Source organism: Tepidibacter mesophilus (assembly GCF_002724055.1).
Lineage (GTDB): Bacteria > Bacillota > Clostridia > Peptostreptococcales > Peptostreptococcaceae > Tepidibacter_A > Tepidibacter_A mesophilus.
Map to the genome: position 1 here is coordinate 1 of NZ_BDQY01000036.1, position 24,016 is coordinate 24,016.

The 24,016-nt window shown below is 28.6% G+C and carries 13 protein-coding genes; 11 read left to right on the forward strand and 2 right to left on the reverse strand.

Annotation, left to right across the window (positions count from 1 at the left end):
- Positions 1-67: 67 nt before the first annotated feature.
- Positions 68-544 carry a cache domain-containing protein gene (locus Tmeso_RS15015; protein ID WP_099192663.1) on the reverse strand — a complete coding sequence of 159 codons (477 nt, stop codon included), beginning with the start codon at positions 542-544 and terminating at the stop codon, positions 68-70.
- Between the two features lie 132 nt (positions 545-676).
- Positions 677-2,395 carry a recombinase family protein gene (locus Tmeso_RS15020; protein ID WP_099192665.1) on the reverse strand — a complete coding sequence of 573 codons (1,719 nt, stop codon included), beginning with the start codon at positions 2,393-2,395 and terminating at the stop codon, positions 677-679.
- Between the two features lie 57 nt (positions 2,396-2,452).
- On the opposite strand from Tmeso_RS15020, the gene Tmeso_RS15025 reads away from it, so the two are divergent.
- The 11 genes from Tmeso_RS15025 (at position 2,453) to Tmeso_RS15065 (ending at position 23,641) form a co-directional block, all read left to right on the forward strand.
- Positions 2,453-2,800: a methyl-accepting chemotaxis protein gene (locus Tmeso_RS15025; RefSeq protein WP_099192667.1), complete on the forward strand. Its 348-nt coding sequence runs from the start codon at positions 2,453-2,455 to the stop codon at positions 2,798-2,800.
- 139 nt (positions 2,801-2,939) lie between these two features.
- Positions 2,940-3,110: a hypothetical protein gene (locus Tmeso_RS16610; protein ID WP_187296400.1), complete on the forward strand. Its 171-nt coding sequence runs from the start codon at positions 2,940-2,942 to the stop codon at positions 3,108-3,110.
- A gap of 178 nt (positions 3,111-3,288) precedes the next feature.
- Positions 3,289-3,999 carry an iron-sulfur cluster repair di-iron protein gene (ric, locus tag Tmeso_RS15030; RefSeq protein ID WP_099192669.1) on the forward strand — a complete coding sequence of 237 codons (711 nt, stop codon included), beginning with the start codon at positions 3,289-3,291 and terminating at the stop codon, positions 3,997-3,999.
- Between the two features lie 98 nt (positions 4,000-4,097).
- The gene (locus Tmeso_RS15035) at positions 4,098-4,517 is read left to right on the forward strand and encodes a hemerythrin domain-containing protein (RefSeq protein ID WP_099192671.1); all 420 of its coding nucleotides are present in this window, start codon (positions 4,098-4,100) and stop codon (positions 4,515-4,517) included.
- 109 nt (positions 4,518-4,626) lie between these two features.
- A complete protein-coding gene (locus Tmeso_RS15040) occupies positions 4,627-5,328 on the forward strand; it encodes a Crp/Fnr family transcriptional regulator (RefSeq protein ID WP_099192673.1) in 702 nt (233 codons plus the stop codon).
- A gap of 548 nt (positions 5,329-5,876) precedes the next feature.
- Positions 5,877-6,437 carry an alcohol dehydrogenase catalytic domain-containing protein gene (locus Tmeso_RS16880; protein WP_242967953.1) on the forward strand — a complete coding sequence of 187 codons (561 nt, stop codon included), beginning with the start codon at positions 5,877-5,879 and terminating at the stop codon, positions 6,435-6,437.
- Between the two features lie 9 nt (positions 6,438-6,446).
- On the forward strand, positions 6,447-6,875 hold the full coding sequence (locus Tmeso_RS16885; protein WP_278281503.1) for a zinc-binding dehydrogenase: 429 nt from the start codon (positions 6,447-6,449) through the stop codon (positions 6,873-6,875).
- Between the two features lie 13 nt (positions 6,876-6,888).
- A complete protein-coding gene (locus tag Tmeso_RS15050) occupies positions 6,889-7,977 on the forward strand; it encodes an NADH:flavin oxidoreductase (protein ID WP_099192675.1) in 1,089 nt (362 codons plus the stop codon).
- Between the two features lie 621 nt (positions 7,978-8,598).
- On the forward strand, positions 8,599-16,545 hold the full coding sequence (locus tag Tmeso_RS15055; protein ID WP_099192677.1) for a GLUG motif-containing protein: 7,947 nt from the start codon (positions 8,599-8,601) through the stop codon (positions 16,543-16,545).
- A 46-nt stretch (positions 16,546-16,591) separates the two neighbouring features.
- Positions 16,592-23,335, forward strand: a complete 6,744-nt coding sequence (locus Tmeso_RS15060; RefSeq protein ID WP_099192679.1) for an RHS repeat-associated core domain-containing protein — start codon at positions 16,592-16,594, stop codon at positions 23,333-23,335.
- Positions 23,336-23,356: 21 nt separating this feature from the next.
- Positions 23,357-23,641 (forward strand): hypothetical protein, encoded by a 285-nt coding sequence (locus Tmeso_RS15065; protein ID WP_099192681.1) that lies wholly within the window; start codon positions 23,357-23,359, stop codon positions 23,639-23,641.
- Positions 23,642-24,016 lie beyond the last annotated feature (375 nt).

The window sequence follows — 24,016 nt, forward strand, 5'->3', positions numbered from 1 at the left end:
CATTCCTTTCTTGGTCGTTGTTTGTCGTGATTCAATTATACCAAATGAAGGAATGTTTTTCTATTTTTTATGATGGAAACACTGAAAATCCAGGCCAACGCCTTAAAATACAAGTGCGAAAGTTGAGATTATTACTAATATGTTGCATTTTGTTCATATTCACTGCTTCTTTATTGTTTATTATTTCTTGTATATAGGGTTCGTGTGATAGATTTTTTCCAATCATTGATTTATCTGGATGAATCATTACAATTCCTTTGCTATTTATGGCATAACCATATCCATTTTTACCTACAATTCTTGATACAAGGTATTCAGCAAAAGAGTTTTGGGCCTCGTGCATGGATATATAACCTTTTTTTTCATAATTATTAAATCTACCAGCGATATCCCAAGCACAATGAATCCTTTGGTTCATTTGTGTAGTCAATACCTTATCTGATTCTGTCACAATTACATGATAGCTAGGTATTCCTATAGATACTAGTGTTAGAATAACTAAAACTATAACTGATGAAATTAGTTTTGTGCTAAGCTTGTGCATTTGTCAACCTCCGTATGATAATGAATTTAATTTGCATTTGCTTCTTTCTTATACCCGTTATATTTATAATTAATCAATTATTCAAATAAACATCATTTTCATTTATATAATTAGATTTTGATTAGTTTATATTTAAAATAAAGACTTTTCATGTTTATATAAATATATTTCTAGTTTTTTGCCATTCCAAGTTATCTTATCTATTAATTCATTTAAATATTTTTTCTTTTCTTCAAAAGTTAGATTATCAACGTTGGATGAAAAATTTGTTAATAACTGCACATATGAATCTATATTTACTTTTTTTAATAATGTAATTTTTTTATCTTCTTTTATAGAAGTAAGTTCTTTTTTTATTGCATTTATTTTCTTATCAAACGCCTCAATCTGATTAATCATGTATTTACTGGCTGAAGAGTTTTGATTTTGTGAGATTTGAAGTGTAAGGTTTGATATATTTTGTTCATATAATTTTAATTCTTTTTTTAAATCATCTTCTTTATGGATATTTTCTTTGCATATACTATTAATGGTATGTCTATGATGATTTAATTTGTCGTATAGTCTACTTTTGTTTAGTGATATGTTTTTTATCTGATCTATTACCATTTCATCAGCTATAGAGCCTAATAAATTATCTACATTACATCTAGAACTGTTAGATCGTTCTTTCATAAGACAACGATAATAATAGTAGGTACCTGATTCTCTTCTATACACACTTACTCTCATCTTTGATCCACATTCTGTACATATTAATAAAGGAGTTATTAAACCAATGCTTCCTGTGTTTAAACGAGGAGCTTTTTTAGAATTTTGCTCTAATAAATATTGAACTTTTATCCAATCATTAGATGAAATTATACCTTTATGCTTTGCTATGGCAATGATCCAATCAGATTTATCTCTTCTTATGGTTGAATTTCTTTTGCTTTTAGTTTGCTTATTATAGGTAAGTATTGAATGTTTACCGTTAAAGTCTGACTTAGGAGAAGCTATATCACAATGATTTTCTTTGAAATACTCATATATTAATTCATCACCTACGGTATATACAGGATTAGTAAGTATTACCTTAAGGGAGCTCTTATCGAAGTCTTTATTGTTCTTTGTTTTTATATGATTTTGTAGTGTGAAGTTTTCAAGTTTACTTAAGCTTTTTAATTCTATATATTTAATATATAGATTCTTAACAATATTTAATTCATTTTCTATGGGATATAACTTATACATTTTCTTTTTATTCATATCTGAGTCATAGTAAACGATAGGCTCACTTTTAAATCCAGTAGGGGTTTGACCTCCTAGCCATCTTCCTGACCTTGCTAGAGATAACATATTATCTTTAATTCTCTCTGCTATAGTTTCTCGCTCAAGTTGAGCGAACACAGATGCTATATACATCATAGCTCTTCCCATTGGAGAGGAAGTATCAAACTGTTCTTTAACAGATATAAAAGCTATATTGTGATTATTAAGAAGTTCTATAGTGCCAGAAAAATCAGATATATTTCTACTTACACGGTCTAATCTATAACATATCAATATATCAAATTTATTTTTAGTTGCATCTTCAATCATCATCTGGAACTTTGGTCTATTAGCATTTCCTCCAGAATAGCCTTCATCTTCATAAATGATAAACTCACAATTATTAAATTTATTATTAATATGTTGTTTACATAAATCAATTTGATTTTGAATAGAATCTCCTTTTTCAGTAAATTTTGACTTACGAGAATAAATAGCAACTTTATACAGGTTAATCACCTCATTTAATAAAAAAACTTCTATTAAATGAAATATTATAAAACTTAGAAAAATATGATTAGTTTTTAAGATTAGTTCCATAGAACAATATTTTGATTTGAATTATTGAGAATATAATAAATACAGAGTACACAAAGTATGATTAAAATTAGTGATGTAATGAATCATGGGGTAACAAATCAAGGTACAGTAATACATACTGGAATTGATTCGTTTAAGCAAATAATTAAATCGGTAGAGGAAGTAATACCTAAAATTGAAGAAGTTAATGTTTCGTCTTCAAGTATAGAAAAAGAAAAAAATAACATTATAAAAAAAATAGAGAACTCTTCTTTTATTGCACAAGAAGTTTCGGCATCTTCTGAACAAATTGAAGCATCTTCCGAAGAAATGAGTGCATCTATAGATACAGTTACAGATACGATACAAAGCTTAAATAATATGACAAAAGAAATGGAAGTTCATATAAATAAATTCAAATTATAAAATAAAGGGTGGCTATTTGGCCATCCTTTATTTTATATATAAATCATAGATTTATAGTTGTTGTTAGTCATAAAAAATATTAATACAGAATAGAACAAGCATTTTGATTCATATTTTTTATAGATGGGAGTTGAAATATATGAATAGAAAGATGGAAGTTGTACTTACGTATGAAGATGAAGAAGAGGTTAGGGGATTAATGGAGGATATTTTGATTCAAATTGTTGCAGATAGAATAAGTGAATTTCCAAAAGAAGATAGAGTATACATATATGATGAACTTTTAGAAAAGTTAAAAGAATGTATTTAAAAAAGACTGGTAAATGATGATATGCTGCCCTTATAGTAAAAAAGATTTTTTTATTTAATCTGTCTACTATAAAGGAAGGCATATCATTTATTTTATCATATTTGATTTGAATCACAGTTTTATTTTTAATATCGTCTTATAATAAAGTTAACAAAACAATAAAAGGGAGGAATTAATAATGAAAAACGTATTTAATATAAATCAAAAAATAGGAGAAATAGCTTCGAAATTTCCGAAAGCAATAGATATATTTATGAGTTATGAAATTGATTTTTGCTGTGGAGGAGATAGATCTTTAAAAGAAGCATTAAAAGAACAGAAAATAGATGAGCAGGAAGTAATTGATAAATTAAATGAATGTTATAATGAATTTGTAAATGACAATAATGAGGAAACAGATTGGACAAAATCTTCTATGACAAACTTAATTGATTATATTGTTCAAAAACATCACAACTTTATGAGAGAAACACTTCCAATTACAAATGAATTGATTAATAAAATATTAAGAGTTCATTATGTAGATAATGGTGAAATGTTATCTAAAGTTAGCAAATTATTTAATAGTTTAAAATTAGAATTAGAAGAACATCTTATAAAGGAAGAAGAAGTTTTATTTCCATTAATAAAAGAATATGAAAAAAATTCATCAGAAGAAACTAAACAAAAAGCAATTACCACAATGAATGAAACAGAAAATGAACATGATAAAGCAGGAGATATATTAAAAGAGATAAGAAGAGTAACAAATAAGTATGAAGTACCTGAAACTGGATGTAATAGTTTTAAAATAGCATATGAAAAAATGCAAGAAATAGAAAGTGACTTATTTAACCATATTCATCTTGAAAATAACATTTTATTTAGAAAATTAAAAAATTCTAAATAAAGACTTTGATCAATCTATTTATGTAACATATATTACATAAATAGATTGGTTTAACTGTTATAATTTACATATGAAATAAGAAAAAGGAGATGGATTGTATGGCTAATATAACAAACTTAAAAAGACAACATATTCAAATTATAGATACTATAAATATTATAGTTAAGCTTATAAAAAATAATAATTTTGAAGAAAGCTCAAGTGAAATAGCAAGAAACATAAGCCTACTTTCAGGAAAATTAAAAGTACATCTAGATTCTGAAGATAAGTTCTTGTATCCTAAGTTAGTAAAGCATGATAGTATTAAAATAAAAAATAAAGCAAATAAATACATAGATGAAATGGGAAACATTTGTACATTATTTACTGAGTATAAAAATAAATTTAATACGAAAAATAAGATAATAAATAATTTAAATGAATTTATAAAAGAATCTAATTATATGTTTGATATAATACAAAAAAGAATATATAAAGAAGATATAGATTTATATCCATTATTGGAGAAAATTGATTAAAAAATACACTCAAGTTAGAGTGTATTTTTTATTTTAATAATATAATTAGGGGTATACTATAAATAAATTTTAGATATGATTATTTTTTATAAAATAAGGGGAGTTGCAAATGAAAAGCTGTTGTGAGAGGTGTAAAAATAAATTATGTGCTAGTAAAATTTATATATTTGAAAATTTATCTAATGAAGAGTTAATTGAAATAATAAAAATGACAGGACATGAAGATTATAATAAAAAAGAAACTATTTTTGTTGAGGGAGAAAATGCAAATAAATTATATTTAATAAATGAAGGAAAAATAAAATTATTTAAATATACAAAGGATGGAAAAGAGCAGATTTTACATATATTATCTGATGGAGATTTTTTTGGAGAATTGAACCTTTTTAATAAAGGCGAGTATAATTTCAATGCTCAGGCAATTAGCCAGACAAAATTATGTACATTAACTAAGGAAAAAATGAGAAATCTAATTTTAGAAAGACCTGAAATAGGATTGAAAATATTAGAGGTTATAGGATCAAGGTTATCTAACCTAGAGTCTTTAGCACAAAATTTAGCAACAAATGATGTAGAAGTGAGAATTGCATATATGTTATTAGAGTTAAAAGATAAATATGGTAAAGAAATACCAGAGGGAATAGAAATAGATATTCCTATTACACGAGAGGATATGTCCAACTATACAGGGGTTGCTAGAGAAACAATAAGTAGAAAACTTAAAAAATTTGAAGAAGAAAATATAATAGAGTTAGTTGGAATAAAAAAAATAATAATAATTAATCAAGAAAAATTGGAAGATTATCTATAGAAAAGTTTGATTTGAATCACATTCCTTTTTATTAAAACACTTATAATAAAGATAACAAAACACGTAAGGGTTAATATAGAAAGAATGTATTAAAAAAGACTGCTAAATGACGATATGCTGCCCTTATAGTAAAACAAATGGACTGAACCCCTCCTAATAGAAGTATTGACTAATTTTACTAATATATACGTCTACTAGAAGGGGTTCAGTCCGTTTTCTAAACTATTATTTAGTCAGGAAATAGGGGTGCATTACAAATTGCCGGTCTTTTAAATTATCCCTGTTTAAATGTATGCAAATTTCTTTTTAATATATAGATATCTTGTTTTGTTTGATGTTAATATTTTTTATTTCGCCTAGTATTTTTTAAGTATATTTTTCATTCAATTACATACTTAGCTTGATTATATAAATGGTATACCATAGAGGGTGGCGTAGTTGCGATAGAAAATAGCTTGTCGTAAAACTTGAAAAAAAGTTTGACACAAAACTATTTTGGTTGTAAAATTAGTTTTATATAAAACTAATTCCGATTAAGGAGTGATATTATGATTTATAATGAATTTAAAGCTCTTTTAGTAAAAGAATGTAATGGAGTTTTTACACAATCTGTAGTTCAGAGAAATTTAAATGATTTGCCTGAAGGAGATATATTGATAAATGTAAAGTATTCATCTTTAAATTATAAAGATGCCCTTTCAGCTACTGGCAATAAAGGTGTTACTAGAAATTTCCCTCATACTCCAGGTATTGATGCTGCAGGAGTTGTAGTTAAAAGTAATAATCCTAAATTTAAAGTAGGAGACAAAGTTATTGTAACAGGGTACGATTTAGGAATGAACACATCTGGTGGATATTCAGAATATATACAAGTTCCATCTAATTGGGTAGTCGCATTACCTTCAAATCTTACTTTAAAAGAAAGTATGATTTATGGAACAGCAGGATTTACAGCTGCACTTTCAGTATATAAATTAGTTCATTCTGGTGTTAAACCAGAAGATGGAGATATCTTAGTAACTGGTGCAACAGGAGGTGTTGGTAGTGTAGCTGTTAAAATTCTTAGTAAGTTAGGATATTCTGTAATAGCTGCTACAGGCAAAACATAAGAAAAAGAATTGCTAATTAAAATGGGTGCAAAAAACATTATTGATAGAAATGAACTTGATGATAAATCAGGAAGACCTCTTGTAAAAGGCAGATGGGCTGGAGTTATAGACACTGTAGGTGGAAATGTTTTAACAACAGCAATCAAATCTACTAAATATAGTGGAAGTGTAACTTGTTGTGGTAATGTTGCTTCTAACGAATTTATGACATCTGTATTCCCATTTATACTAAGAGGTATAACTTTATATGGTATAGATTCAGTTCAATGCCCTATGGATTTAAGACTTAAGGTATGGAATAAGATATCAAATGAATGGAAGATTAAGAATTTAAATGAAAATATAGATGAGGTATCTTTAGAAGATTTAGATACTAAAATAGATATGATATTAAAAGGGCAAATTAAAGGAAGAACAATAGTAAATTTATGCATATAAAGGAGAATATCAAATGAAAAAATTATTCGAAAAAACTCAACTTGGAAATATGACCCTTAAAAATCGTTTTGTTAGAAGTGCTACATGGGAAAATAGAACAACTAAAGATGGGCACATGACAGATGAACTTTATAAAGTGTATGAAGAACTTGCAAAAGGAGAAGTTGGATTAATTGTAACTGGATATGCAAATGTAGTTAAAGAAGAACAACCTAATCCAGGCATGATGGGAATATATAACGACTCATTTATAGATGAATACAAAAAGTTAACAGATTTAGTTCATGAATACGATTCAAAGATATTAATGCAAATTGCGTATGGTGGAACGAAAACCACATATAATCTTGGTGAAAGAGTTATATTTGCTCCTAGTGAAGTTGCTGAAAGAGGTACAAACACTTTAGGTAAACCTATGACAAAGGATGAAATAGACTATATAGTAAATGCATTTGTAGAAGCTGGCAGAAGATCAATGGAAGCTGGTTTTGATGGAGTGGAAATACATGGCGCTCACACATATTTAATAAATCAATTTCTAAGCCCATACTATAATAAAAGGGAGGACGAGTATGGTGGTAGCTTAGAAAATAGAATGAGATTCTTAATGGAGATATATTCTAAAATGAGAGAAAAAGTTGGGCATGATTACCCGATATTAGTTAAATTAACGGCATCAGAATTTTTTGAAGGCGGATTAACATTTGAAGAAACTAGAATCATATGCAAAAAATTAGAAGAAATAGGTGTTGATGGTATAGAAATTTCAGGTAATATACATGGAAAAGCCAAATCAATGGTAGGACAATCTTTTGATGGATATGAAATCAAACAAGAAGGTTACTTTCTTGAATATGGAAATGTTATCAGTAAAGATATAAATATCCCGGTAATTACGGTTGGGGGTCTTAAAGATATTAACAATATAGATAATATCCTGAATGAAACAAATATAGATTATTTTGCTATATCAAGACCTCTACTTACAGAGCCTAATTTAATAAAAAGATGGAAGGATGGAGATGAAAAGCAAGTAAAGTGTGTTAGATGTTCAAAATGTAGAACTTCTAACGGAAATTACTGTACTGTTTTTAATAAGTAATTTAAAGAGATAATTACATTAACAAGCTTAAAGAAAAATAAATAATCAAGTTAATTGCAAGATTTTTACTATTAATGAAGAACCTATAACAAGGATGTTTTTGAATTATCCTTGTCATAGGTTCTTTAATTATGTTTTCAATACAATCAAATCCTTAGTTTGGTAATATCGATAGTATGTAATAAGAGGTATGTAAGTATAAAATAGTAGTGGTAAAATTTGCCTTTATATATGAGATGCAACTGCACCTCATATGTAAAGGCAAAAAATACTCTAATGAAATTAAAGAATGAATAGAGTATTTAAAAAATCATTTATTTTTATTAATAGAAAATAAGAAATATTAAAATATCATATCTAAAGTAACTATATTGATTAAAACAGTAGTTAAATACTCCTGATTTCGACTAAATTCATTGACGATAAAAGCAATACTATGGTATTATATGGTTTGGATTGCAAAAAAAACAAAATTATACAATATAGGTAATAGCAATCATATAATCTATCAAATTTTAAGTAATATAAAAAGAAGTAGAGATGATAATTTTGAAGGGAGGATAGTAGTGAGTTTGAAATAATTTAATCATATTAAAGATGTCATAATAAAGGAGAAATTTAATGAATATAAGAAAATTAAATAAAATGATTGTTTCATTAATGTTGGTTATATCTTTGATATTCACATATACATGTCCATCGGTATATGCACTGAATACAATAGATACAAAATTAGATGTGATTGAAGGGTCAGAGTATAAATCGATAGATGAAAAAGAAAATTCTAAAACTTATACAAAAGACATTGATACTAGTGATAATGAATCTAAAGATGATATAGATTCAAAGATAAACGAAGTATCAGATATAGATGAAGAATCAGAGGATAAATCTGCAAATGAAAAAGAAGATTCTAGGATTAACACAAAAGATATTGATAATGGCGATACTGAACTTAAAGAGGGTACTAATTTAAAGATAAATGAAGTATCAGATATAGATGAGGAATCAGAGGATATTAAAGATAGTAAAGATAAACCGGAGGATTCTATAAATGAGGATATAGAGGAAGTACCTTTGTTAAAAATTCCACAAAACATTCAAACTGAAGCAACTGAAGATGAAATAAGAATAATGTGGGATGAAGTTGGAAATGCAACAGGATATGATATAGAGGTAGATGGGCAGATAATTGATAATGGAGCTAATATAAGCTACATACATAGTAAACTTGAAGAAAACACAACCCACACTTATAGAATAAGGGCGAAAAATGAAACTACTGTAAGTGACTTTAGCTCACAAATTTATGTGAAAGTATTATCTGGTATTCAAGGAATTGGAACACTTGAAAATCCTTTCATTATAAAGACTAGAGAACAATTGGAAGGAATAAAAAACAACTTAAGTGCTCATTATAGATTGGAAAATAATATAGATTTACAAAATATTGAATGGAGCCCAATAGGAACTTCTACAGTACCATTTACAGGGTCACTTGATGGTAATGGATATAAAATAAGTAATTTAAAGATAAGTAAATCTACAATAAATAATATAGGATTATTTGGATATGTTAAGGATTCAAGTATTAAAAATTTAAAGATTAATAACGTGAATATACAAGGGCAAAATAATGTTGGCGGTTTAATAGGATATTCTACTGGAAATTATAATGTTCAAAATTGCTCAGTGATAGGAACTGGCAGCATTTACGGAACTGAATTTATAGGAGGATTGATAGGATTTGTACGAAATTATGACAATGTAAAAGGTGATATAATTAGTTGTAATTCAACGATTGATGTAGGAGGTTATGGATATATAGGCGGATTGGTAGGAGAGGTTGTATTAAGTAATGTAAAAAAAAGTTATGCGACAGGTAATGTAGTTGCAGAAAGTGCTCGTTCAGGAGGACTAATTGGAGCTGCATATGGAGTATTTAGTACATATACTTATATAAATATTTCGGAGTGTTATGCAACAGGAGATGTCTCAGCTGGAGGAAATATAGGAGGATTAATAGGAGTTGCAAATGCAGCAAGGATAAAAAACTGCTTTGCATTAGGAAATGTAAGTTCTAGTTCAGGTGGTATTGGAGGACTAGTTGGATTTGCATATTATGCATCAGTACAGTCGTCTTATTGTTCAGGAAAAATTGTTAGAGGAAAGGACATTGATGTAGGTGGCATAATAGGAGCTATAAGAGAAAGAGTATCTATTAATAATAGTTACTATGACATTGAAGTATGTGAATGGTCATCTAAAGTACCTACTAATATAGGAAAACTTAATTTAGATATGAAAAAACAAATTACATTTACTGATTGGGATTTTAATAATATATGGAGTATTGATGATTGTAAGTCTTATCCATATTTAAAAAACTTGCATATGCCTATACATAGAGAAATGCCGAAGTGTAAAGCGCCACCAGGACTTGTTGTATTAAATGTATCTGAAAATTCAATTAAATTAGCATGGAATAAAGTAGATAGAGCAGTTGGTTATGATATAGAAATAGATGGAGATATAGTTGATAATGGAATTAATACAACATTTACTCATAGAGGATTAGAAGAAAAAGTAGAACATATTTATAGGGTTAGAGCTAAAGATGAAATAGGTGTTGGTGCATGGAGTAATATATTAGTACAAAAAATATGTTTAGTAGGAGAAATAAAAAACATAAAAACAGAATCAACAAAAACTACAGTAAAAGTAACTTGGGATTCAATACCAACTGCGACAGACTATGACGTAGAAGTAGATGGAGTAATAGTTGATAACAAATCAAATACTACATATACAGAAATTGGACTACAAGAAGGAACAAATCATAGTTATAGAGTCAGACCGAAGGTGGGAACAGGTGTAGGAAAATGGAGTGATATTGTTACACAAAAAACTTGCTTATTGGATACGCCTGAAAATATTAAGACAGAAGAAACAAAGAGCTCAGTAAGCATAATATGGGATTCTGTAGAAAAGGCAACAGGATATGATATAGAAATAGATGGAAATGTAGTAGATAATGGAATTAATACTACATTTATTCATAATAAACTAGCATCTGGAACAAATCATAGTTATAGAATTAGAGCAAAAAATGAAAGTGATATAAGTGAATGGAGTAACCTTTATACACAAAAAACTTGCTCATTGGATATGCCTGCAAATATCAATGCAGAAGCAAAAAAGAGTTCAATAAGTATAATGTGGAATTCGGTAGAAAATGCAACAGGATATGATATGGAGATAGATGGAAAGGTAGTTGATAATGGAATTAACACTACATTTATTCATAATAAACTAGCATCTGGAACAAATCATAGTTATAGAATTAGAGCAAAAAATGAAAATGATATAAGTGAATGGAGTAATATTGTTACACAAAGAACCTGTTTATTGAATAGACCTGAACACATTATGACAGAAGAAACAAAGAGCTCAATAAGCATAATATGGGATCCTGTAGAAAATGCAACGGGGTATGACATAGAGGTAGATGGAGATATCGTTGACAATGGAGCTAATACAACATTTATTCATAACAAACTAATGCCCGGAACAGAACATAGTTATAGAATTAGAGCAAAAAATAAAAGTGATATGAGTGAATGGATTAATATTAATACACAAAAAACTTGTTTATTGGATGAAGTAACAAATATCCAAGCAGCATCAACAGGAAATGTTATTCAGATTATATGGGATTCTGTAGAAAATGCAACAGGATATGATGTAGAGGTAGATGGGACAATAAAAGATAATAATATGGATATAATATATGTTCATAATAACTTAGAGCCAAGCACAGAGCATATATATAGAGTGAGAGCAAAAAATGGAGAAGCGTTAGGTGAATGGAGTGAACGTATATCAATATTAACAACAAAATTAACTGATGAAGTCTCTGGCGAATGGCAAACCCTAAAACCTATGCCAACATCAAGATCAGGAGCTGGAGTTATAAAAGTAAATGATAAAATTTATGTAATAGGAGGACGGATTGGTAATAAAAAGTTAAAATCAGTAGAAGAATACAATCCAGAAACAGATACATGGACAGTAAAAGCAGATATGCTAACAGCGAAGGCACAGTTTGGAATAGCAGAAGTAAATGGAAAGATATATGTAATAGGTGGAATTGGTAATGAATATAAAAATACAGTAGAGGAATATAATCCGAACACAGATACATGGATAGTAAAAGCAGATATGCCAACAGCTAGAGCACAATTAGGAGTGGTACAAGTAAATGGCAAAATTTATGCTATAGGTGGGTATAATGGTAGAAGTCTTAACAAGGTAGAGTTATATAATCCAAAGAGTGACTCTTGGGAAGAAAAAGAAGATATGCCAACAGCCAGAAGAGGACTTGGAGTAATAGAAACTAATGCTAAAATTTATGCTATATCAGGAGATAATTTAAATACAATAGAAGAATATGATCCTAATTCTGACAAATGGACACAGAAATTAAGTTTATTAACAGAAAGAAACTTTGTCCAAACTGTAAATTTAGAAGGAAAAATATTTGTAATTGGTGGATACAAAGATGGAACAAATATAAATACAGTGGAAGTATATAATCCACAAAGAAACATCTTTACAAAACAATCAAGTATGGCAGTAGCAAGAAGTCAGTTTGGAACAGTTGAATTAAATAAAAAAATCTATGCTATAGGTGGAATTGATAATAATGGAAAATGTTTAAATAAAGTAGAAGTCTTTGAATTTTTATTATCACAAGACGAACTTTCTATACCAACCAATATAAAAACAAATGTTAAAGATACAGAAATAACTCTAACATGGGATGAAGTAGAAAACTCTACAGGATATGACATAGAGGTAGACGGAAATATAATTGATAATGGTAAAAATACAACCTATACCCATAGTGAACTTACTGTTGACACAAATCATACATACAGAGTAAGAGGCAAAAACAATGATAAAAAGGGTATGTGGAGCAATCAATTAAATGAAAAAACAATATTAATACCTTCACCAAAAAACATAATATTAAAAGCAAGTAAAGATAGCATTAGTATGAGATGGAATGAAGTTGAGTATGCGAGTAGATACGATATAGAAATAGATGGAAAAATAATTGATGATATAGATGTGACATCATATACTCATAGCGGACTTAATATTGGAGAAGAGCATACATATAGAATAAGAGCAAAAAATGAAAAGAGCATAGGTATGTGGAGTGAACCGATAGTTAAAGCTACAGTAGAAACTACTTTGGAACTAGATGTACCAAATAGTATAAGTGCATCAGCTTCCGAAAATTCGGCAATTATAACTTGGAATGCTATAGAGGACGCAACTGGATATGATATAGAGGTTGATGGAACCGTAATAGACAATGGAAATGGTACAACTTATGCACATAATGGATTAGAAAAAGGAACACAGCATATTTATAAAGTAAGAGCTAAGAATGAAAGAAGAACTAGTAGATGGAGTGATGTCATTACAGTAGCAACATTACTAGGAACTAAAGGAACCGGAACAGTAGATAACCCATTTATAATAAAGACAAAAGAGCAACTTAAGAAAATGAGAAATAATCCAAATGAACATTATAAATTAGGAGCAGATATAGATTTAGAAAACGAGGAATGGGAACCAATAGGAAGTCTGAAGCTACCATATAAAGGGTCATTTGATGGAAATGGATACACAATAAGTAATTTAAAAATAAATAAACCTTCATCAGATTGCGTAGGTTTTTTTGGCTATGCCGAGGAATGTGTAGTTAAAAATGTAAAAATAAATAATATAGACGTGAAAGGAAAAGTGAGTGTAGGAGGATTGATAGGTAGGATTCAACATGACAAACCTATAGATACAATTATAGAAAATTGTAAAGTAGAAGGAAAAGGTAAAGTTAATGGGAGTCAAAATGTAGGAGGACTAATAGGTTGGATAGCTACTAAGAATATACATGTAATAGATTGTGCATCAAAAGTTGATATAGAAGGAACTAGACATTATGTAGGAGGATTAATAGGAAATACTAATGGTAGAGTAGAAAAAAGTTACGCAACAGGGAACGTAGTGTCAAGAGGAGATGCTGTGGGAGGATTAATAGGAACTAGTGCTTACAATAACACTACAGAATGTTATGCAACAGGAGATGTTTTTGGAAATTTATATGTGGGAGGATTAGTAGGAGCTAGTAGTTGGGGAAAAATAGAGAATTGTTTTTCTTTAGGAGATGTAACAGGAAATAATGCTGGAGGTATAGTAGGAGTTAAGAGTTCAACGCTGAAAAATTCATATAGTATAGGTAAGGTAAATGGGAACATTACAGGAGGTTTAGTAGGAAAAGAAGATAGAGAATTAGATATTAAAAATAGCTATTATGATAGTGAAGTATCAGAATATCCACCTAAAAAACCTACAGACGTAGCTAGGATAACATCGCAAATGAAATCAAAAGAGACATTTATTGATTGGGATTTTGAAGGTGTATGGAATATTGATGAAGGAAATTCTTATCCATATTTGAGAACTTTACCTATTCCAGAGAAGATAAAGGGGAATTCTGAAATAAATGAAGGTATGGATGGAAATGGGAAAATAGATAACCCATTTATAATAAAGACAAAAGAACAACTTAAGAAAATGAGAAATAATCCAAATGAACATTATAAATTAGGAGCAGATATAGATTTAGAAAACGAGGAATGGGAACCAATAGGAAGTCTGAAGCTACCATATAAAGGGTCATTTGATGGAAATGGATACACAATAAGTAATTTAAAAATAAATAAACCTTCATCAGATTGCGTAGGTTTTTTTGGCTATGCCGAGGAATGTGTAGTTAAAAATGTAAAAATAAATAATATAGACGTGAAAGGAAAAGTGAGTGTAGGAGGATTGATAGGTAGGATTCAACATGACAAACCTATAGATACAATTATAGAAAATTGTAAAGTAGAAGGAAAAGGTAAAGTTAATGGGAGTCAAAATGTAGGAGGACTAATAGGTTGGATAGCTACTAAGAATATACATGTAATAGATTGTGCATCAAAAGTTGATATAGAAGGAACTAGACATTATGTAGGAGGATTAATAGGAAATACTAATGGTAGAGTAGAAAAAAGTTACGCAACAGGGAACGTAGTGTCAAGAGGAGATGCTGTGGGAGGATTAATAGGAACTAGTGCTTACAATAACACTACAGAATGTTATGCAACAGGAGATGTTTTTGGAAATTTATATGTGGGAGGATTAGTAGGAGCTAGTAGTTGGGGAAAAATAGAGAATTGTTTTTCTTTAGGAGATGTAACAGGAAATAATGCTGGAGGTATAGTAGGAGTTAAGAGTTCAACGCTGAAAAATTCATATAGTATAGGTAAGGTAAATGGGAACATTACAGGAGGTTTAGTAGGAAAAGAAGATAGAGAATTAGATATTAAAAATAGCTATTATGATAGTGAAGTATCAGAATATCCACCTAAAAAAGCTACAGACGTAGCTAGGATAACATCCCAGATGAAATCAAAGACAACATTTGCTGGATGGGATTTTGAGAATATATGGGATATAGAAGAAGGGAATTCTTATCCATATCTAAGAAATCTACCAGTACCTAATCATGAAAATTTCCCAGAACGATTACCACCTACTCAACTAGTTATAACAGAAAAAACACTAACTTCAATTAGTTTATCGTGGAATACAGTTGAAGGTGCTACTAGTTATGATATCGAGATAGACGGACAAGTTATAGATAACGGACTAAACACAACATATGTTCATGATGGTTTAATACAAGGAGAGCCGCATACATATAGAGTAAGAGCGAAAAATAGTGAAAAAGTAAGTAGTTGGACACCAAAATTAGTAGTTGGACCTTTATTAAACACCCCTAAAAATTTAAATGCAGTAGAACAAAGTGGAGCAATAAATATAACATGGGATACTGTAGAAAAAGCTATAGGATATGATATCGAAGTGGATGGAGTTTTAATAGATAACGGAGTAAAAAATACATATATTCATAACAATGTAGCTTCCAATAAGCAGCATACATATAGAGTAAGAGCAAAAAATGATTTAACAAAGAGTAATTGGAGTGATATAACTTCTATCATTAAATGGGATAACAAAGGTATTTGTTTAGCATCAAATAGTTGGATAAATAATCTTGAAAATGGAGATGAAATGGAAGTAGAAGTAAAAGCTAATGCTTTAGATGATGTATATACTATACAAATGGAATTAGTATATAATCCTGAACTGTTCGATGTTAATGAGGAAAGTATAAAGAATTTAATGTGGATTGATGATCAAAATGCATATATCAAAACTTTAGAAGATGATAAAAAAGGAAGCTTAAAAGCTATTGTTTCTCAAACTAAAGATAATTTAGGAAAAAGCGGAGAATTCGATATTTTAAGCATGAAATTTAAGCTTAAAACAGAACAAAACGAATCTATCAAATTTAACCTAATAAAATTAGTAAATTCAAAAGGCGAATATATAGAGATTCCTCCAGTATCAGAATTAAATATAGGAGTATTGCCTGATGTTAAGTAGTAAAAGACAAAGAAGTAATAACATACAAGGGAGGAAGAGATAAAAAATGAATATTTTACATAGACATAAAAAAAAGTCTGTTTTTAATAGCATTCTGATTTTGATACTAACCATTTTTATGGTTGGTATCTTTAATACAGACTGTTTTGCAAAAGAAAAATTTATAGAAATAAAAAATGGTGGACTAAAGAACAGTATATATAAATTAGGACCTAGAGATAGTAAGAATTTTCAACAAAATGTATGGTATGAAGAGTATTATAACAATAAGAAAAAAGGTATGTTTACTAAGTATGGTTCACCAGAGCGTGATATAAAAAAAGAGGCAGATAGTAAAAATATTACTAATTATAAAGTTGAAACAAAAAGTAAGGATGCTGTAGCTACTATTAGATATGATAAAGGTGGGTACAAGGGTAATCTGAAATTAAATAAACAAGATACTCAAGGTAAAATAACATGGGATAAAAGTACCAAAGTAACAGCTCCTGGAAAATTTATTAAAGTTGAAAAGGAAAATATTGTAACGATTATTTATAATGCAGACGGTACAGTAAAAGATAAGGATGCTACATGGGATGATAAGACTAATCATGAAAAACTTTATTATGTAGATGAAAAGACTGGATATTATGGAATGCTTAAGAGAAATCATGATAAAGATGAACAAAAAGAAGAACCAATTTTTCATTATCCTGATCGTAGCAGGAAGGAAGTAATAAAATATACTGCACATTTTGAAGCAACTTTTACTACAAAATATGCAAAAGATAAAATATATACACATATATACAAAGGAACAGTAAGAACAGAGCCTGAGTATGAATACTATCAAAAATACAAGGGTATTCCTTATACACCATTAAAGGAACTTGGAAAACCAAAGAATAGTGAACTAGTAAATGATCCTGTAAATATAACAACAGGTAATTGCTATACTTCACAAGAAGATCTTAATATTCCTGAAATAGGACCAAACTTGGAAGTAGAAAGATATTATAATTCAAGTGATAAAAGAAGCAGTATGCTAGGAAAAGGCTGGCGTATAAACTATGATAGTAGTCTTTCGGTAGATTCTGATGGAAAAGTAAGTATTGTTTATCCAGATGGACACACTGTAGATTTTGCTCCAATTAGTGGAACTAATAAATATTCATCACCAGAGACAGTATTTGATACATTACAGAAAAACTCAGATAATACATATGATTTAAAAAGAAAAGATAAACTTACATATAAATATAATTCAAACGGGAAATTATCAAAAATAATTGATAATAATAATAATCAAATTACATTAGAATATGATAGTTCAGGAAACTTAGCGTCTGCTATAGGAGCAAGTGGTAAAAAATTAAGCTTTACAACTGAAAGTGGACGAATAAAAACTGTTAAAGATCCTGTTGGAAGAACTATTGTATATAATTATGATAGTAATGGTAATTTAATACAAGTTCAAGATGGTAGTGGAGAAACAATAAATTATACATATAAGGATTTTGGAATGACATCTACAACTGATCAAAATGGCAAGAAATATATTGAGAATAAATATGATGATTATGGTAGAGTTATTGAGCAGATAGATGAAAATGATAATATCATAAGATATAACTATGATGTACTTAATATGCAAAACTCTTACACATTTGTATCAAGTGGAAAGACTGTAAAATATGAATATAATAGTAAGTTATATATAACAAAAAAGATATACGATGATGGAACGTATGAAGAATATACATATGATGATTTAGGAAATAAAACTAGCATAAAAGATAGAAATGGAAATATAACTCAATATAAATACGATAATAGAGGGAATTTAATATCTGTTATATCTCCAAGCCCATATAATTATGAAACTAAATATAAGTATGATGAAAATGATAATTTAATAGAAATAAAAACTCCATTAGGTGCAACAAAAACATTCGAATATGATGATAAAAATAATCTAGAGAGTGTAACTCAAAAACTAGATGATAAAACAAATGTTAAGACTTCATATACTTATGATGATTATGGAAGACTTGAAACAATAAAAGATGAAGAAGGAAATATAAGTACATTAGAATATAAAAATAGTAGTAGCCCTAATAAAGTAATAGATCCAAAAGGGAATGTAACAACATATGAATATGATGATTTAGGCAGAAAAATATCTGTTACTACAATATATGGAACAACAAAATTTGAATATAACGATAAGGATAAGATAGAAAAAGTAATAGATCCTGAAGGTAACATTTCAAGAATGAAGTATGACTCTATAGGAAACCTTATCAAGCTAATAAGACCTGAACAGTATAATAAATCATCAGACGATGGAATAGGATATACTTATTCTTATGATGCAATGGACAGACAGATAAAGCAAATAGATCCACTGGGAAATGTACAAGCAGTTAAATATGATGAAGAAGGAAATAAAATAAAAGATATAAATCCAAATTACTATAATTCATCAAATGATGATGGATACGGTATAGGATATGAATATGATTCGAGCAATAGAATCGCAAAGATAATAAATCCATCTGGCAAAAAATCAAGAATAAAGTACGATTCAGTAGGAAATAGGATTAAAGTAATTGATGCAAATAACTATGATGAAAACAAAGATGATGGTTTAGGAATTGAGTATAAATATGATGAATTAAATAGATTAGTTGAAGTAAAAGATACAAAAGGAAATATAATAAAAAAGCTTATATACGATACTGACTCAAGAATCATAAAAGAAATAGATGTAAAAGGATATTTAAGTGGTTCGAATGATGATTCTAGATATGGAACTGTATATAAATATAATCTAATAGGATGGTTATTAGAAAAAAGAATTCCAGTTAAAAAAGAAAATGGACAAGTATATTATAATATCACAAAGTATACTTATGATAAAACAGGAAAACTACTAGAAGAGAAAAAATCACCTGAATATGTGAATTTAACAGGAGAGCCAAAGAAATACAATACTATAGAATACACATATAATGAAAATGGACAAGTAAAAACAATATCAGATAGTTCAGGAGCTTATATGGAATATAAATATGATGCTCTTGGCAATACAATAGAAAAGAAAGAAAAGATAAACGAAAATAAATATAAAGTAACAGGATACCATTATGATTCACTAGGAAGACTAGACAAACAATGGATAGAAATAAATGGTTCGAATAAAAAAGCAGTAACATCATTTGAATATGATAAAAACGGAAACATAGTTAAAGTTACAAGACCTCAAGGGTATATATCATTGTTTGAATATGATGATGCTGGTAGATTAATAACTAAAAAGGAAGAAGTATCAGAAGATGAAATAGATGTAAAAAATACAACTGTATCTATTGAATCACCTAGAAAAACAATATACCCAGGACAGCAGTATGAATACAAAGTAGAACTTCATCCAGATGAACAGGTAACAGGATTTAATATACAAATAGACTATGATGCCAGAATATTTGAATTTGTAAACTCAACTTCAAGTGATGATAAAATTTCATTAAATTCTGAGTCAATAGGAAATATAACTATAAAAACATCATCAGCAAACTATACAAAAGATACAACCATTGTAACTCTTACAATGAAGATAAAAGATAATATTTCAGGTATAGGGCAATTAACGATAAATCCACTATCTACGTATACGAACAGAGATGGAATGAGATGCAAGTTAGTTGAAGCGATGGGAAAAGACGGTGCAGTAAAAGACCTTGATATGAATAATGATGGTAAGGTAGAGATTAATGACTTTACTGAGATTGCACTTTTAAAAGATGTTGATGTAAATAATCCTAAATATGATGAAAAGTATGATATAAACGGAAATGGCATCATAGATGAACCAGATCTTGATTATATAAAGGATTGGTTATTTGCGATTGAAGATAAGAAATTAAATCCAGTAGATAATGAGAATATATTACAAAAATATACCAATGCAATATATGAATACGGAACAAACAAAGTTATAAGAACAACTAAATATAAATACGATAAAGCAGGCAATGTAATAAAAGAAACAGATTGCAATAAAAATACTATTAACTATACATATGATAAATACAATAGATTAATATCTGTAGAGGATAAAGAAGGAGCAACATCTAGAGTATTCTATGACGAAGTTGGAAACAAAATAAAAGAAATATTACCAGAAAACTATAGTTCACAAGAAGACAATGCTTCAGGAACAACATATGAATATGATTCAATGAATAGACTTACAAAAATAACAGATGAAAAAGGAAACATTGTACAAAATAATATATACGATATAAACGGACAGATAACTAAAGTAATTGATGCAAAAGGATATCAATCAGGAGCGGATGATAATTCAAGATATGGATTAGAATATACTTATGATATCGGAGGACGAGTAAGTGCTATTACAACACCTGAAGCTAAGAAAAAAGGAAGTGTAAGTAAATCTTTTACTTATGATGCAATGAACAATATTCTTTCTTCTACAGATGGAGAAGGAAATACAACAACTTATGAAAGAGATTTATGGGGAAGAGCAACAAAAATAATAAAGACAGAAGGTGTAGTTGAGCAATATAAATATGACTTTGCTGGAAATATTGTATCTTCAACAGATGGAAAAGGAAATACAACAAAATATGAATACAACAACATGAATCTATTATCTTCTATAATAGATCCATTAGGCCAAAAAATTTCTTATAAATACGATAAAGAAGGAAGACTTGAAGAAGAAATAGATAGAAATGGACAAAAGACACTTTATGAATATAACAGTGATAACAATATAGTATCTAAAAATATATCTGGCAAAGAGGAAGAAGAAAGATTCTTATATAACAAAGAAGGTTCTTTACTTGCAGCTGTAAACTCTAAAGTTGTAGAAGAATTTAGATATACAGCAAATGGTTACTTAAAAGAACAAATAAGAAATGGCAACACTTTACTTGAGTATGATTATGATAAAAATGGAAATGTAACTAGCGTAACAGATAAAGTAGGACAAACAACAAAATATACTTATGATATTGTTGGTAGATTAAATAAAGTATTAGATAATAATGATGAAATAGCTTCATATAAATATAATGTTGATGGAACAATAAATGAAATAAACTATAACTCAGGAATAGAAATAAGTTATAATTATGATAAAGATAAGAACATAACATCTCTTATCAATAAAACACCAAAAGAAGTTCAGAATTTCTCATATACTTATGATAAAAATGCAAATCAGTTGACAAAATCAGAAAATGGACAAACTACTGCATATACTTATGATAAGTTAAACAGATTAAAAACAGTAAAATATCCTGATAAAGGATTAGAAGTTTACACTTATGATAATGCAGGAAATAGAACAGAAAAGAAAATAGGATACAACAAAGATACCTATAGTTATGATGAAAACAACAGATTAACTCAAAGCATAGAAAACAGAATAACAACTGAATATAAGTATGATAAAAATGGTAATCTTTTAAAAGAAATACAAAACGGAAAAACAACATCATATGAATATGATGGGTACAATAGATTATCAGAAGTAAATACTCCAGATAATAAAAAGATGTCTAACATATACAATGCATTAAGCTCAAGAATGGCAGTTGGAGAAAATGGATTATGGCGTGAATTTACATTTGATAGAGGAAATATTATACTAGAAGTAAATTCTCAAAATGAATTAATAACAAGAAGCATTAGAGGACTTAACCTAATAGCACAAAAAGATAATAAAGAACAACTACACTATTATTTACATAACAATCATGGAGATGTAGTAAATATATTAGATTCAAATGGATCAGTGCTTAATGCTTATCAATATGATGCATTTGGTAATGCTACTAACAGTGAAGAAACTGTAGCTAACAGATTCATGTACAGTGGAGAGCAGTTTGATAAAATTACAGGCAAGTACTACCTAAGAGCAAGATATTATGACCCTAGAGTAGGAAGATTTACACAAGAAGATACATATAGAGGAGATGGACTAAATCTATACTCATATGTAGCAAATAATCCAGTAAATTATATTGACCCTACAGGACATGACAAGAGTAATGTTACTAAGAAAAATAATAATAACGGTGCATATATAGTGTTATATGACCCTAAAGAAGATGAAACTAAACTAAATGGATTAAGAAAAGATTTTGCAAAAGAAGATGATGTATTCAAAAAGACTGCAATATTTGGTAAATTTACAGTTCAAAGGTTTAAAACAGATTATAGATATGGAAAAGCTGAATATCAAAAAGCATTATATGAGAATTGTGGAATTGACATAAAAACATCTGGCACGGCTTGGGATGAATCAATGAGTGAACTTGGTGGTTCTGCTATTGGTGGTATAGCTGGCTCAGGTATAAAAAGTGGAAAAACAGTTTTAGGAGAAGGTATTGGTAATCTTACTGGTAGAATAAGCAAAAATTCTAATAAGGTTATTAAGGGAACGAGTAAAGTTTTAGATGATGTAGTAAATACAATGAGCAAAAATAAATCAAAGTATTATAATAATAGAAACTATGACTGTTCAGAGATAGCTGAAGATTTATTTAATTCTTCAGGAGGTAAAGGTGAAATAATAGAAATAACAGGTAATAATGGGCTTAGAGTAAAAGAATATGATGAAATACTAGAATTTGATTATCATGAAGTATTTAGCGATGGGACTTATATTTATGACCCAAGATATAATGATATGCCAATGTTAAAAGATGATTATATTAACGAATTAAATAAACTGAATAGTGGAGGCATAAATATTAACAAGATACAATAGCAAAAGAGAGGTGAGGTATGTATGGAAGATGTTAATAAAAATATAAAATTAATTAATAGCTGTCTGCCACAATATGCGTTAAGAAGAAATTCTGCATACTACGAATATGTCTGCTATATAAATAATATATATACTTTTCTAATTTGTGGGCTATATGATGAAGTAGATTTATTTATAAACAGGGCAAATAAATATCTTGAAAAAAATCAGAAGATGATAGACTTTGAGAATCAGTATATAATAAGTAGTAAGGAATTTTTAAATAGAATCAGAGATTATTTGGATAATAATGATTTAGTAAAATGAAGATAAATTTAAAACTACTTGATATGTAGATTCAATATATTTTGGTGTAAATCTAACTTCATAATTTGGATAAAACTTACTACAAAACAATAGTTAAAAGGGTGGTGAAGAGATAATCAAGCCTTTTCATCACCTATTAGTATTTGTAGAGATAAGGGTTTCGCTACATAAACTAAATTCTGTAGTGAGTAATCAAGAAGTCAACGGAAGAAAATTCCGTTGGCTTTTTTAGTTTTTGAAAAAATGGAAGACCAGCTAGTTATAGTCAATAGTTTTTACAATTATTTTTAAGTTATGTTTTTAGGCACAAGAAATAGACTATCTAGTCTACACGAATAATTGATAGTTTGATTTTAATATAGTTCATAATTAGCC